Annotated in this window: 13 protein-coding genes; 5 read left to right on the top strand and 8 right to left on the bottom strand. The window is 68.5% G+C overall.

Annotated features, from left to right (window positions below):
- From GBZ48_RS34430 to GBZ48_RS34420, 3 genes are all read left to right on the top strand, one after another.
- On the top strand, nt 1-496 hold a 496-nt coding region (locus GBZ48_RS34430), incomplete at its 5' end, for a TRAP transporter large permease subunit (protein WP_174475150.1).
- Between the two features lie 77 nt (nt 497-573).
- Nucleotides 574-1,581, top strand: coding sequence for a TRAP transporter substrate-binding protein (locus tag GBZ48_RS34425; RefSeq protein ID WP_174475149.1), 1,008 nt, complete (start codon nt 574-576; stop codon nt 1,579-1,581).
- A 293-nt stretch (nt 1,582-1,874) separates the two neighbouring features.
- A complete protein-coding gene (locus tag GBZ48_RS34420; RefSeq protein WP_174475148.1) occupies nt 1,875-3,959 on the top strand; it encodes a methyl-accepting chemotaxis protein in 2,085 nt (694 codons plus the stop codon).
- Nucleotides 3,960-4,014: 55 nt separating this feature from the next.
- Here the strand turns inward: GBZ48_RS34420 and pcaG are convergent, their stop codons facing one another.
- The 8 genes from pcaG to GBZ48_RS34380 are packed head-to-tail and all read right to left on the bottom strand — an operon-like array spanning nt 4,015 to nt 10,824.
- Nucleotides 4,015-4,572, bottom strand: coding sequence for a protocatechuate 3,4-dioxygenase subunit alpha (gene pcaG, locus GBZ48_RS34415; RefSeq protein WP_174475147.1), 558 nt, complete (start codon nt 4,570-4,572; stop codon nt 4,015-4,017).
- 5 nt (nt 4,573-4,577) lie between these two features.
- Nucleotides 4,578-5,300, bottom strand: a complete 723-nt coding sequence (gene pcaH / locus GBZ48_RS34410; RefSeq protein ID WP_174475146.1) for a protocatechuate 3,4-dioxygenase subunit beta — start codon at nt 5,298-5,300, stop codon at nt 4,578-4,580.
- Between the two features lie 25 nt (nt 5,301-5,325).
- Nucleotides 5,326-6,714 (bottom strand): 3-carboxy-cis,cis-muconate cycloisomerase, encoded by a 1,389-nt coding sequence (locus GBZ48_RS34405; protein WP_174475145.1) that lies wholly within the window; start codon nt 6,712-6,714, stop codon nt 5,326-5,328.
- Between the two features lie 5 nt (nt 6,715-6,719).
- Nucleotides 6,720-7,118, bottom strand: a complete 399-nt coding sequence (gene pcaC / locus GBZ48_RS34400; protein WP_174475144.1) for a 4-carboxymuconolactone decarboxylase — start codon at nt 7,116-7,118, stop codon at nt 6,720-6,722.
- Nucleotides 7,118-7,915, bottom strand: a complete 798-nt coding sequence (gene pcaD, locus GBZ48_RS34395) for a 3-oxoadipate enol-lactonase (protein ID WP_174475143.1) — start codon at nt 7,913-7,915, stop codon at nt 7,118-7,120. The genes pcaC and pcaD overlap by 1 nt, the downstream gene beginning before the upstream one ends.
- A 47-nt stretch (nt 7,916-7,962) precedes the next feature.
- Nucleotides 7,963-9,162 (bottom strand): 3-oxoadipyl-CoA thiolase, encoded by a 1,200-nt coding sequence (pcaF, locus tag GBZ48_RS34390; RefSeq protein ID WP_174475142.1) that lies wholly within the window; start codon nt 9,160-9,162, stop codon nt 7,963-7,965.
- A 4-nt stretch (nt 9,163-9,166) separates the two neighbouring features.
- On the bottom strand, nt 9,167-9,964 hold the full coding sequence (locus tag GBZ48_RS34385) for a CoA-transferase subunit beta (protein ID WP_174475141.1): 798 nt from the start codon (nt 9,962-9,964) through the stop codon (nt 9,167-9,169).
- Nucleotides 9,964-10,824, bottom strand: coding sequence for a CoA transferase subunit A (locus tag GBZ48_RS34380; protein ID WP_174475140.1), 861 nt, complete (start codon nt 10,822-10,824; stop codon nt 9,964-9,966). The genes GBZ48_RS34385 and GBZ48_RS34380 overlap by 1 nt, the downstream gene beginning before the upstream one ends.
- 340 nt (nt 10,825-11,164) lie before the next feature.
- Here GBZ48_RS34380 and GBZ48_RS34375 point away from each other — a divergent pair, with 340 nt between their 5' ends.
- Both GBZ48_RS34375 and GBZ48_RS34370 read left to right on the top strand, forming a co-directional pair.
- Nucleotides 11,165-12,364 (top strand): ABC transporter substrate-binding protein, encoded by a 1,200-nt coding sequence (locus GBZ48_RS34375; RefSeq protein WP_174475139.1) that lies wholly within the window; start codon nt 11,165-11,167, stop codon nt 12,362-12,364.
- Nucleotides 12,365-12,544: 180 nt separating this feature from the next.
- A partial coding sequence (locus GBZ48_RS34370; protein WP_246307667.1) for a branched-chain amino acid ABC transporter permease occupies nt 12,545-13,429 on the top strand: 885 nt, incomplete at its 3' end.

Genomic DNA, 13,429 nt, shown 5'->3' with positions numbered 1-13,429 from the left:
GCCGCAGCTGGTCCCGCTGCTGGTCCAGGCGGCGCGCACCACCAGCACCGTCATGTTCCTGTGCGCCGCCGCCCTGGTGTCGTCCTACATGGTGACGCTGGCCGACCTGCCGCAGCAGATGACCGAGATGCTGGCGCCGCTGATGGGCCATCCCAAGATGCTGATGCTGGCCATCGCCATCCTGCTGCTGGCCGTCGGCACGGTGATGGACCTGACCCCGACCATCCTGGTGCTGGGTCCGGTGCTGACTCCGCTGGCGATCAAGGCCGGCATCGATCCGACCTATTTCGGCGTGATGTTCGTCCTGATCGGCACGCTGGGCCTGATCCATCCGCCGGTCTGCACGGTGCTGAACGTGGTGTGCGGCGTCGCCCGCATCTCGCTGGAAAGCGCCACCAAGGGCATCTGGCCCTTCCTTCTCACCTACATCGTGCTGGTGGGCCTGCTGATCGCCGTGCCGGAGATCGTCACCGCCCCGCTGCACCTGTTCCACTGACGCCTGCCCAAAACCAAAAGCCCAAAACCAACCAAACACCAGACGCCAATCACCAGATGGCAAGGGAGATCGACCCCATGTTCCGCAAACTGCTGCTCGCCACCGGCATCGCCGCCGCCCTGCTCGCCCCGGTCGCCGCCTCGGCGCAGGACGTGAAGACCCGCATCATCCGCTTCGGCTACGGCCTGTCGGAAAGCAGCAACCAGGGCCGCGCGGTGAAGTATTTCGCCGAGGAGCTGTCCAAGCGCAGCGGCGGCAAGCTGAAGGTCAAGGGCTTCGGCGACGCCAGCCTGGGCAGCGACATCCAGATGCAGAACGCCCTGATCGGCGGCGCGCAGGAGATGATGGTCGGCTCCACCGCCACCCTCGTCGGCATCGTCAGGGATTTCGGCGTCTACGACCTGCCCTTCCTGTTCAACAACGAGAAGGAGGCCGACGCCGTCCTCGACGGCCCGTTCGGCGAGAAGCTGCTGAAGTCGCTGAACGACAAGGGGCTGGTCGGGCTGGTCTATTGGGAGAACGGCTTCCGCAACCTGACCAACAGCAAGCGGCCGATCACCAAGCTGGAGGACATGGGCGGCATCAAGCTGCGCGTGATGCAGAACCCGGTCTACATCGACATGTTCAACCGCTTCGGCGCCAACGCGGTGCCGCTGGCCTTCTCCGAGCTGTTCACCGCGATGGAGACCGGCACGGTCGACGGCCAGGAGAACCCGGTCACCACCATCCAGTCGTCCAAGTTCTATGAAGTGCAGAAGTACCTGACGATCTCCCGCCACGTCTACAGCCCGTGGATCATGCTGGCCAGCAAGCGCTGGTACGACGGCCTGTCGGCCGACGAGAAGAAGATCCTGAACGAGGCCGCCGTCGCCTCGCGCGATTTCGAGCGCAAGGACAGCCGCGAGGCCTCGGCCCAGAGCATCGCCTACCTGAAGGAAAAGGGCATGCAGATCAACGAGCTGAGCCCGGCCGAGCTGGAGCGCATGCGCGAGATGGTCAAGCCCGCCTTCGACAAGTACGCCGCCGACGGCGGTGCCGAGGTGCTGAAGGACCTGCAAGGCGCCATCGCCGCCTCGCGCAAGTAAGCGCGGCGACGCGGGTTTGCGAGGATGACGGGGGCGGGCCGGATCGACCGGTCCGCCCCTTTCTTTTGTGAACCAATGAGTCGAGGTTGCAAGGATTGGAACGATTCTCAGATTGGTCCTTAAGTATGGTTTGCGGATTGTCGTCCGATTTCTTCGCGGTTTTTGAGAACAACTCTCAGTAACTGTGGGGCGAACAGATTGATTGGTGAATAATTTACTCGAATTTAACAGAACTGCGAAACAGTTGCTCCGGGGTGTCGTGCCCTTGTCCGGGTGTGTCGTGGGGACCGTCGATGTTCAAGAAGCTGCCTTTGGTGACCAAGCTGGTGCTGGCGATCGGACTGGTCATGACGATCGGGCTGGGGGCCGGGTCGGTCGTGATCTCCCTCAAGAGCGGGGCGGACACCGACGCGCTGTCCTTCCAGGTCGGGGAGGAGCTGGGCAAATACCATGCGGCGACGGTCGAGCGCCGGCTGAACGATGCGCTGGACATCAGCCGCCATATGGGCACGACGCTGCTCAGCCTGAAGCGGAGCGGCGTCACCGACCGCGGCGCGCTGAGCGACTGGCTGAAAAGCCTGCTGGAGGCCAACACCGGCCTGATCGGCGTCTGGGTCGGCATGGAGCCGAACGCGCTGGACGGCAAGGATTCCGCCTTCGTCAACAGCCCCGGCACCGATGCCAGCGGCCGCTTCATCCCCTATTGGAACCGTGGCGGCGGCAAGGTCCAGCTGGAAACGCTGGTCGGCTATGACGATCCCGGACCGGACGGCCTCTATTACCAGCAGGCCAAGCGCACCGGCAAGGAGGTGATCGTCGAACCCTACAGCTATGTCGTCGCCGGCAAGACTGTGCTGATGGTGTCGCTGGTGGTGCCGATCCTCGACAACGGCAAGTTCATCGGCGTCGCCGGCGTCGACATCGCCACCGACGCCATCTGGAACGAGCTGAAGACGGCCAAGCCGTTCGAGACCGGGTCGGTCTTCCTGATCTCCAACGCCGGCGCCTGGGCGGCCTACAGCAACCCCGACCATCTGGGCAAGCCGATCCTGGAGACCAACCCCCGGCTGAAGGACGCGATGCCCGCCGTCCGCGAAGGCCGGCCCTTCGCCCATTTCTCGGTGTCGGCCAGCCTGGGCACCGACGTGAAGCAGCTGTTCCGGCCGGTCTCCATCGGCAACACCGGCACGCCCTGGTCGATCCTGGTCAACCTGCCGCTCAACAAGGTCGAGGTGCCGAAGCAGGAGCTGCGGACCTTCATCGCGGTGGGGGCGGTGCTGCTGACCGTGGCACTTCTGGTTGCGCTGTGGCTGACCAGCCGGGTCGTGGTCGGCCAGCCGCTGCGCCGGATCATCGCCACCATCCAGGCGCTGACCGCCGGCCGGCGCGACGTGGAGGTCGCCGACCGCGACCGCGCCGACGAGATCGGCGCCATCAACACGGCGCTTCAGCTGTTCAAGGAGAATGCCGGCCGCGTCGCCGAGATGGAGGAGCAGCGCCGCCTGGACGAGCAGCGCGCCGCCGAGCAGCGCAGGCAGGATCTGGCCGGGCTGGCCCAGCGCTTCGAGGGGTCGGTCGGCGACGTGGTCGCCAGCGTCGCCAGGCAGGCCGAGGCGATCCGCGCCGATTCCGAGGGGCTGTCGGCCATCGCCGAGCAGACCAACGCCCAGGCTTCCGCCGTCGCCAGCGCCGCCGACGTCGCCAGCGGCAACGTGCAGACGGTGGCCGCCGCGGCGGAGGAGCTGGCGCACTCCATCGAGGAGATCAACCAGCGCATCGCCGCCTCGTCGCGCATGGCGAACGACGCGGTGGGCGAGGTCGAGAAGACCAACGGCACGGTGGCCGGTCTGGCCCAAGCCGCGCAGAAGATCGGCGACGTGGTGAACCTGATCCAGTCCATCGCCGGCCAGACCAACCTCCTGGCGCTGAACGCCACCATCGAGGCGGCGCGGGCGGGGGAGGCCGGCAAGGGTTTCGCCGTCGTGGCGCAGGAGGTGAAGAACCTCGCCAGCCAGACCGCCAAGGCGACGGAGGAGATCGCCGCGCAGATCGCCGAGATCCAGTCGGTCAGCGGCAGCGCCGTCGGCGCCATCCAGGCCATCGGCCGCACCATCCTGGGCATCAGCGAGACGGTCACCGCCGTCGCCGCCGCCGCCGAGGAGCAGGGGGCGGCGACGCGCGAGATCAGCCGCAACGTCCAGCAGGCCGCCAGCGGCACCCGCGAGGTGTCGACCAACATCGAAGGCGTCACCCGCGCCGCCAGCGAAACCGGCAGCATGGCCGCCCAGGCGCGCGCGGCGGCCGACACGCTGTCGCACCAGTCGGCGCAGCTGCGCGGCGAGGTGCAGCGCTTCGTGGCGACGATCCGCGAGGCGTGAGAGGGTGGGAGGGAGCCGCCGGTCGGCGGCTCCCTCCATTTCAGCAGTCCCAGGTTCAGCAGTCGAAGAAGACCGTTTCCCCGTCGCCCTGGATGCGGATGTCGAAGCGGTAGACCACGCCGCCGGGCGTCTCGGCGCGCGTCGCGATCAGGGTGTCGCGGCGGTCGGCCGGGACGCTCGCCAGCACCGGGTCGGCCTCGTTCGCCGCGGTCTCGTCGGAGAAATGCAGGCGGGTGAAGGCGTGGCTCAGCATGCCGCGGGCGAACACCGTCACCGCGATGTGCGGGGCGTGGCCGGGGTCGCAGGCGCCGGGCTTCACCGTGTCGAAGAAATAATGGCCGGCGTCGTCGGTGCCGCAGCGGCCGAAGCCGGCAGCACCGGGGGCGTGCCTGCCGTCGGCGCCGGCCTGCCAGATCTCCACCACGCAGTCGCGGATCGGCGCACCCTGGCCGTCATAGACCACGCCTTCGATGCGGATATGCTCTCCGGCCATGTCGCGGGTCACCAGCCGGTTGGCCGCCAGCGGGCGGCGGCCGTAGAGCTCCGGCGTCCAGGCATAGGCGAAATAGGGGCCGACGGTCTGGGAGGGGGTCTGCTTCAAGGTCTGGCTCATGGCGGTCAGCCCTCCATCGGCGTGGCGTGGCGTCCGCGCAGGACGATGTCGAACTCGTAGCCGAGCGCCCACACCGGCTCGGTCACGTCGATGGAGAAGCGGGAGACCAGCAGCTCGCGCGCACCCTCCGGCACCCCGTTGTAGATGGGGTCGAGCGGCAGCAGCGGATCGCCCGGAAAATACATCTGGGTGACCAGACGGGTCAGGAAGGACGGCCCGAACAGCGAGAAATGGATGTGCGCCGGCCGCCACGCATTGTGGTGGTTGCCCCAGGGATAGGCGCCGGGCTTGATCGTGGTGAAGCGGTAGCGGCCCTCGGCGTCGGTGAGGCAGCGGCCGGCGCCGAAGAAGTTGGGGTCGAGCGGCGCGTCGTGCTGGTCCCAGCGGTGGACGTAGCGGCCGCAGGCGTTGGCCTGCCAGATCTCCAGCAGCGTGTGCGGCACCGGCCGGCCGCTCTCGTCCAGCACGCGGCCGGTGACGATCATGCGCTCGCCGATCGGCTCGCCATTGACGCGGCCGTTCTTCGTCAGGTCGTGGTCGAGCGGATCGAGGCTGTCATGGCCGAACACCGGGCCGGTGCGGACCGACAGCCCCTGCTTCATCGGGATCAGCGGCTTGGACGGCGACCGCAGCACCGTCGATTTGTAGAGCGGCGACAGGTAGGGCGGGTGTTGCGCCCAATCGCGGGGAGTGAAGTCGCCTTCAGCCTCTTGAACGGCTGTGTCCATCGCGGGTGTCCCTCCTTGGGAGCGGTCAGCTTTGCCGACCTTGTGTGTTCTTCTGGTCAGGTGTGTTCTTGTGCTCGGCGAGTACGCGGTCGATGAAGTGGGAGGCAGCACCGGTGTAGCGCAGCGGGTCGAACAGGCGGTCGAGGCCGTCGCTGCCCAGCGCCTGCACCACTTCCGCATCCTCGGCCAGCACGTCGCGCAGCGGGCGGGCGGTGGCCGCGGCACGGCGGCTGGCTTCGGCCACGCGGGAATGGGCGGTCATGCGGCCCATGCGGTCGCCCAGCGCCATCGTCACCGCCTCGGCCAGGATCAGGCCGCGGGTCAGGTCCAGGTTGGCGCGCATGCGTTCGGCATCGACGGTCAGGCCGGCGATTGTCTCGCGGGCATGGCGGGCGGCACCGGCGACGAGGCGGCAGAGGTCGGGCAGGGCTTGCCATTCGGCATGCCAGCCGCCGAGGCCGCGCTCATGCTCCTGCACCTGCGCCGCCAGCAGCCCGCCGACCAGGGCGGGAGCGCGGATGGCGGTGGAGAGCAGGACGGCGCAGGACACCGGGTTGCGCTTGTGCGGCATGGTGGAGGAGCCGCCACGCCCGGGGGCGCTGGGCTCGAAGGCTTCGGCGACCTCCATCTGCATCATCAGCGAGATGTCGCGGCCGAGCGTGCCCAGCGTGCCGGCGAAGATGCCGAGGCTGGAAGCGAGTTCGGCGATGCGGTCGCGGCTGGCGTGCCAGGGCAGGGCGGGCAGGGGGAGGTCCAACTCCTTCGCCAGGGCCTCCGCCACCGCCGGGCCGGCATCGCCGAGTGCCGCCAGCGTGCCGGCGGCGCCGCCGAATTGCAGGGCGAGGCGGGCGCGGGCGGTGGCGAGGCGCTGGCGGTCGCGGCCGAGCGCGTCGAGCCAGCCGGCGGCCTTCAGGCCGAAAATGGTGGGCAGGGCGTGCTGAAGCCAGGTGCGGGCGACCATCGGCGTGGCGCGGTGGTGCTCGGCGAGGTCGGCGAGGCCATCGGCGAGTGCCGCCAGATCGGCGTTGAGCCCGTCGAGGAAGCGGCGCAGCTGAAGCATCAGGCCGCTGTCCATCGCGTCCTGGCTGGTGGCGCCCCAATGGACGTAGCGCGACGCCTCCTCGTCGGCGGCCTTCACGGTGGCGGTCAGGTGCCTGACCAGGGGGATGGCGGTGTTGCCGGCCAGCGCCGCCTCCGCCCCCAGAACGGCCGGGTCGTAGAGGCCGGCCTTGCACGCCGCCTCAATGGCCGGGACGGCGCGGGATGGGATGACGCCGACCGCCGCCTCCGCCCGCGCCAGCGCCGCCTCGAAATCCAGCATGCCCTGCAGCCTTGCCGAGGGGGAGAAGGCGTCGGCCGCCGCATCGCTGGTGAAGAGCGGGTCGAGGAGGGGGTCGGCGTGGATGGTGGTCATGCTGCTCACCCCTTTTTCGCGTCTTCCTCGTCCATCTCGGCATAGACGGCGCGGGCGAGCGCAATCGCGTGGTTGGCGGCGGGGATGCCGGCATAGATGCCGGCCTGCATCAGGATTTCCTTCACCTCGTCACGGGTGACGCCGGTGTTGCGGGTGGCGCGGATGTGCAGCTTCAGCTCGCCGTCCTTGCCCAGCGCCGCCAGCATGCCGATGGTCAGCATGCTGCGCGTCCGGATGTCCAGCCCCGGCCGGGTCCAGATCTGGCCCCAGGCGGTCTTGGTGATGAACTCCTGGAAATCGGCGTCGAACCCGGTGGCGCGCTCCAGCGAGCGGTCGACATGGGCGTCGCCGAGGACCGCGCGGCGCACCGCCATGCCGCGGTCGTACAGATCCTCATCGTCCATCACAGATCTCCCAGGAAGCCGTCGATCAGGGCGGCCAGCTCCGTCGGCTTTTCGACGCCGGGGATGTGGGCGGCGCCGGGCAGCAGCTCGAACCGCGCGCCGGGGATGCCGGCCGCCAGTTCGCGGGCGGCGTCGGGCGGGGTCGCCACGTCCTCCGCGCCGCAGATCACCAGGGTGGGGGCTTCGATGCCCGCATTGGCGGTGCGCAGGTCGGCGTCGCGGATCGCCATGGCGCAGCCGACATAGCCGTCCTCGGTGGTGCGGGCGACCATGGCGGTGTAGCCACGGATCTGGTCGGGTCGGCTGTCGCGGAAGCCTTGCGTGAACCAGCGCGCCATCACCCCGTCGGCAATCGCCGTCATGCCGCGGGCGCGGATGGCGGCGATGCGGTCAGTCCAGACCGACGCCGGGCCGATGACGCCGGCGGTGTCGCACAGGATCAGGCCATGCACCCGGCCCGGCGCCTTGACGGCGAGGCGCTGCGCCATCATACCGCCGATGGACAGACCGCAGACATGGGCGCGCTTGACGCCGAGCGCGTCGAGCAGGCCGGCGGCATCGTCGGCCAGCACATCCATGCTATAGCCGGCGTCTTCCGTGACCGGCGTCACCTGGGTCAGGCCATGGCCGCGCATGTCGTAGCGCAGGATGCGGTAACGCTGCGACAGGTGCGGCACCACGGCGTCCCAGATGTGGAAGCTGGTGCCGATGGAGTTGGCGAACAGCAGCACCGGCGCGTCGGCCGGGCCGGTCAGGTCGTAATGCTGGGTGATGCCGGCGGCTTCGATGAAGGGCATTGGGCCTGCCTTCTGTTGTTGTGGTGCGGGCGCAGTGACTCCCGACGCTACACCCGCTCGATCATCACCGCGATGCCCTGGCCGACGCCGATGCACATGGTGCAGAGCGCCGTCCGGCCGCCGGACCGTTCGAGCTGGTGGAGCGCGGTGGTCGCCAGACGGGCGCCGCTCATGCCGAGAGGATGGCCGAGCGCGATGCCGCCGCCGTTCGGATTCACATGGGCGGCATCGTCCGGCAGGCCAAGCTCGCGCAGGACGGCCAGCGCCTGGGCGGCGAAGGCTTCGTTCAGCTCGATCAGGTCGATGTCGGCGATGCGGCGGCTGAGACGTTCCAGCAGCTTGCGGGTGGCCGGGACCGGGCCGATGCCCATGACACGCGGCGGCACGCCGGCGGTGGCGCCGCCGAGGATGCGGGCGCGCGGAGTCAGGCCATGGCGCTTCACCGCCGCTTCGGAGGCCACCAGCAGGGCGGCGGCGCCGTCATTGACGCCCGAGGCGTTGCCGGCGGTCACCGTGCCGCCGGGGCGGACGATGGGCTTCAGCGCCGACAGCGCCTCGATGGTCGTGGCGCGGGGATGCTCGTCGGTCGCGACCACCGTCTCGCCCTTGCGGGTGCGGATGGTGACGGGGACGATCTCGCGGGCCAAGCTGCCGTCGGCGATGGCGCGGGCGGCGCGCTCCTGGCTGCGCAGCGCGAAGGCGTCCTGGTCGGCGCGGGAGACCTTCCAGTCGTCGGCGACGTTTTCTGCCGTCTCCGGCATCGAATCCGTGCCGTAGGCCGCCTTCATCGCCGGGTTGACGAAACGCCAGCCGATGGTGGTGTCGAAGATCTCGGCCTGCCGCGAGAAGGGGGTGTCGGACTTGCCCATGACGAAGGGGGCGCGGCTCATGCTCTCCACCCCGCCGGCGATCATCAGATCGGCCTCGCCCGCCTTGATCGCGCGGGCGGCGGCGGCGAGCGCGTCGAGGCCGGAGCCGCAGAGCCGGTTCATCGTCGTGCCCGGCACCGCATCGGGCAATCCCGCCAGCAGCGCCGACATGCGGGCGACGTTGCGGTTGTCCTCGCCGGCCTGGTTGGCGCAGCCATAGATGACGTCGTCCACCGCGGCCCAGTCGACCGAGGGGTTGCGCTGCATCAGGGCGCGGATCGGCACGGCGCCGAGATCGTCGGCGCGCACCGACGACAGCGATCCAGCATAGCGGCCGATGGGGGTGCGGATGGCGTCGCAGATATAGGCGTCACGCATTGCTTTATCCTTCTCCGCCAACCTGCCCGTGGGCGGCGGCGGTGCGGGCGTGCAGGTCGCGCAGCGCCGCCAGGGTTCCGGCGTCCGGGATCTCGGTGGTCTTCAGGTCGGGCGAAATCTTCAGGTCCCAGCCGGTGGCCGCCTTCACCTGCTCCACCGTCACGCCGGGGTGGATGCCGGTCAGGGTCAGCTCCCTGGTCACCGGATCGGGGGTGAGGATGCCGAGGTCGGTGATCACCGCGGTCGGCCCGGCGCCGGGGATGCCGGCCCTGGCCCGCGCATCCCCGCCGTCGAGATAGCCGGCCGAGGTGACGAAGGGCAGCGTGGCGACGAAGGCCTTGGGGCTCTGCTTGAGGACGATGAAGACCTCCTTGGCCTGGGAGGCGATCTCCGGCGCGCCGCCGGCACCGGGTAGCCGCACCTTGGGCGCGTCATAGGGGCCGATGACGGTGGTGTTGATGTTGGCGAAGCGGTCGACCTGCGCGGCGCCGAGGAAGCCGACGTCGATCCGCCCGCCCTGGAGCCAGTAGCGGAAGATCTCCGGCGTGCCGACCACGGTGTCGGCGGTCAGCGCGAGGTCGCCGTCGCCGATCGACAGCGGCAGCACCGTCGGCTTGGCGCCGATGGGCCCCGATTCATAGATCAGCACGACGTCCGGCGCATGGGTCAGCCGGGCGAGGTTGGCGGCGGTCGAGGGCAGGCCGATGCCGACGAAGCAGACGGTGCCGTCCTTCAGCAGGCGGCTGGCCGCCACCGTCATGATCTCGGTCGCGGTGAAATCGAGAGTTTCGGTGCTGCTCATCACGCGGCCTCCTTCATGCTTTCGGCCAGCACGCGGCGGAAGCCGGCGAAATCGTCGGTGTCCAGCACATGGCGCTGCATCCAGGCCTGGAAACTGTCGCGCGAGCGGGCGATGGGGTCCCAGGCCTTGTAGAAGCGGTTGTCGCGCTCCGAATAGCCCTGCGCGTAGGACGGATAGGCGCCGCCGGGGACAGGACAGACGGCCGACAGCGCCCAGCTCGGCAGCACGCAGGCGTTGGGCGGCGCCTCCAGGTCGTCGACGATCTCCTCCACCGTGACGATGGAGCGCTTGGCGGCCAGCACGGCCTCCTTCTGGACGCCGAGGATGCCCCAGAGCAGCACATTGCCGCGGCGGTCGGCCTTCTGGGCGTGGATCACCGTCACGTCCGGCCGGACCGACGGGATGGCGGCCAGCTTTTCGCCGGTGAAGGGGCACTCGATGAAGCGGATGTTGGGGTTGACCTTCGGCAGGTCGGAGCCGGTGTAGCCGCGCAGCAGGGCGAAGGGCAGGTTGGAGGCGCCGGCGACATAGGCGTTCGCCATGCCGGCGTGGCTGTGCTCCTCGATCTCCAGCCGGTGCGGCCAGCTTTGCTCGACCGCATCGCGGAAGCGGTGGAGGGAGCCGACGCCGGGATTGCCGCCCCAGGAGAAGATCAGCTTCGCGGCACAGCCCATGCCGATCAGCTGGTCGTAGATCAGGTCCGGCGTCATGCGCACCAGCGTCAGGTCGCGCCGGCCCTGCCGGATGATCTCATGCCCGGCGGCATGGGGGATCAGGTGGGTGAATCCTTCCAGGGCGACCGTGTCGCCATCGTGCACGAGGCTCGCCACCGCCTCGCGCAGGGGCGTGATCTTCGCCATATGACCTCCCGGATGTGCGAAAATCGCACGAACATTCGTCGTTACGCACAGAGTGGCGAGCGGTGTACCGCGGTGTCAAGGGCGAAAAAAGCATTATATGTGCGATGATCGCCCATATTGCGGCGCAACATAAGGAGTGTGTGTCCTCTGGAGTCAGTTTCTTGATAAAAACTGATATTTATCAATTGTTTGATCTGAAGACCAATTTTGTGCGATTATAGAACATAACATCAAATATCGCACTTGACGGTTCGGTCCTCCCTCAGTACGGTGGACGGAACAGTCAATGACCGGAATTGCGAATTCCGGCGCCGGCATATGGTCACATGTGGGAGGGACGATGACGAGGACTCTGCGCAACGCGCTGTTGGGCAACGCGCTGCTGGGTGCGGCGTTCGGTCTGGCGCTGGCGGCCGGTCCGGCCGGGGCCGCCACCATCAAGGTCGGCGTCGTGGCGCCCTTCTCCGGGCCGTTCGGCGTGGTGGGCAAGAGCTTCAAGGAAGCCATCGAGGTCTATCAGGCCGAGCACGGCAAGACCGTGGGCAACGACACGGTGGAGTTCATCTACAAGGACCTCGACCAGGCGAACCCGGCACAGAGCAAGGCGCTGTCGCAGGAACTGATCGTCAAGGAGAAGGTGTCCTTCCTCGCCGGCTATTTCTTCACACCGGATGCGCTGGCAGTCGCCCCGCTGATCGACGAGGCGAATATCCCCTGCGTGATCTTCAACGCCGCGACCTCCGCCATCACGGAGAAGTCGCCGCGCTATGTCCGCACCTCCTTCACGCTGTGGCAGAACACGGTGCCGCTGGCCGAACACATGGCCAAGCAGGGTCTCAAGAAGGCGATCTCGGCGGTCAGCGACTACGGTCCCGGCATCGACGGCGAGGCCGCCTTCAAGTCCACCTTCGAGAAGAATGGCGGCACGGTGGTGGACACCATCCGCATGCCGCTGAAGTCCACCGACTTCGCCCCCTTCATGCAGCGGATCAAGGATTCGGGCGCCGAGGCCGTCTATGCCTTCCTGCCCGCCGGCCCGACGACGCTCGCCTTCGCCAAGGCCTTCAACGACACCGGGCTGAAGGCGGCGGGCATCAAGTTCTTCGGCCCCGGCGACCTGACCCAGGAACCGGACCTGCCGGCGCTGGGCGAGGCGGCGATCGGCATCACCACCAGCTTCAATTACAGCCGGGCGCATGACTCGGCGATGAACAAGGCCTTCGTCGCCAAGCACAAGGAGATGTTCGGCTCCTACGACAGCGTCACCTTCACCTCGGTCGGCGCCTATGACGGCACGCACGTCATCTATCAGATGATCAGGAACGGCGGCGGCAAGATCGACGGCGCCAAGGCGGTGGAGTCGGTGAAGGGCATGAGCTGGGAAAGCCCGCGCGGCCCCCTGACCATCGATCCCGACAGCCGCCATGTCACCCAGACGATCTATCTGCGCACCGTCGAGATGGTCGACGGCAAATTGGAGAACGTCGAGAAGCAGTCGTTCCCGAAGCAGCCGGACTATGGGTACAAGTTGGCGAAGTGAGCGGGTGATTGTCCCTCTCCCGTCCCGGGAGAGGGAAGGGGCCCGCAAAGCGGGAAGGGTGAGGGGTGATCCAAGGACCCATGCGGTTCATGATCCTCGGCTCACCCCTCACCCTCCCCATGGCTTTGCCATGGGTCCCCTCCCTCTCCCGGGGCGGGAGAGGGTTGACGGAGAGACATCATGGAAACCATGTTCGGGATCGCCGTCGACGGGATCGCCTACGGCATGATCCTCTTCATCATCTCCGTCGGGCTGTCGGTGACGCTGGGGCTGATGCGGGTGGTCAATCTGGCGCATGGCGCCTTCGCCATGGTCGGCGGCTATGTCGCCTCCTATGCCGCACAGAGCGCCGGGCTGCCCTATGGGCTGGCGCTGGTGGTGGCGGTGGCGCTGACCGTGCTGGCGACGCTGCCGCTGGAACGGCTGCTGTACCGGCGCATCTACGGCTCGGCCAACGAACTGGCGCAGGTGCTGCTGACCATCGGGCTGACCTTCGTCATCGTCGCCGGCATCAATTACCTGTTCGGCCCGACGCTGAAGCGCATTCCGCTGCCCGATCTGCTGACCGGCACGGTGTCGCTGGGGCCGAAGGCGATCCCGACCCACCGCGCCTTCGTCATCGGCGCCGGGGCGGCCACCCTGCTGGGGCTGTGGTGGCTCCTGGAGCGCACCGATTTCGGCATCCGGCTGCGCGCGGCGGTGGATGACCCCGCCATGGCGGCGGCGTTGGGCATCCGGACCGAGCGGCTCTATCTGGCGACCTTCGCGCTCGGCACCGGGCTGGCGGCGCTGGGCGGGGTGCTGGGGGCCGAACTGCTGCCGCTGGAGCCCTATTACGCCATCCGCTACATCGTGCTGTTCCTGGCGGTGGTGGCGGTGGGCGGGGCGGGCCGCATCCTCGGCCCGGCGGCGGCGGCGCGGGCGCTGGGCATCGTCGGCACCGCCGGCCAATACCCGATCCCGAATTTCGGGGAGGTCTTCTTTTACGCCCCCCCGGTCCCGATCCCTTTCCCCTGGGCCCCACGGCTCTTTAAAGGGGGGGCGGCCGTACGGGCGTCGGCGCGC

This window comes from Azospirillum melinis, from assembly GCF_013340935.1.
GTDB lineage: Bacteria > Pseudomonadota > Alphaproteobacteria > Azospirillales > Azospirillaceae > Azospirillum > Azospirillum melinis.
Note: the sequence above shows the minus strand (reverse complement) of the source record. Positions and strands in the feature narration are given on the sequence as shown.

What these genes read in the sequence shown, in the direction of transcription:
- pcaG (WP_174475147.1), bottom strand. Translation starts at nt 4,572, where the DNA reads ATGAGCCAGACCTTGAAGCAGACCCCCTCCCAGACCGTCGGCCCCTAT.
- pcaH (WP_174475146.1), bottom strand. Translation starts at nt 5,300, where the DNA reads ATGGACACAGCCGTTCAAGAGGCTGAAGGCGACTTCACTCCCCGCGAT.
- GBZ48_RS34385 (WP_174475141.1), bottom strand. Translation starts at nt 9,964, where the DNA reads ATGAGCAGCACCGAAACTCTCGATTTCACCGCGACCGAGATCATGACG.
- pcaC (WP_174475144.1), bottom strand. Translation starts at nt 7,118, where the DNA reads ATGGACGATGAGGATCTGTACGACCGCGGCATGGCGGTGCGCCGCGCG.
- pcaF (WP_174475142.1), bottom strand. Translation starts at nt 9,162, where the DNA reads ATGCGTGACGCCTATATCTGCGACGCCATCCGCACCCCCATCGGCCGC.
- GBZ48_RS34380 (WP_174475140.1), bottom strand. Translation starts at nt 10,824, where the DNA reads ATGGCGAAGATCACGCCCCTGCGCGAGGCGGTGGCGAGCCTCGTGCAC.
- pcaD (WP_174475143.1), bottom strand. Translation starts at nt 7,915, where the DNA reads ATGCCCTTCATCGAAGCCGCCGGCATCACCCAGCATTACGACCTGACC.
- GBZ48_RS34420 (WP_174475148.1), top strand. Translation starts at nt 1,875, where the DNA reads ATGTTCAAGAAGCTGCCTTTGGTGACCAAGCTGGTGCTGGCGATCGGA.
- GBZ48_RS34405 (WP_174475145.1), bottom strand. Translation starts at nt 6,714, where the DNA reads ATGACCACCATCCACGCCGACCCCCTCCTCGACCCGCTCTTCACCAGC.
- GBZ48_RS34425 (WP_174475149.1), top strand. Translation starts at nt 574, where the DNA reads ATGTTCCGCAAACTGCTGCTCGCCACCGGCATCGCCGCCGCCCTGCTC.
- GBZ48_RS34375 (WP_174475139.1), top strand. Translation starts at nt 11,165, where the DNA reads ATGACGAGGACTCTGCGCAACGCGCTGTTGGGCAACGCGCTGCTGGGT.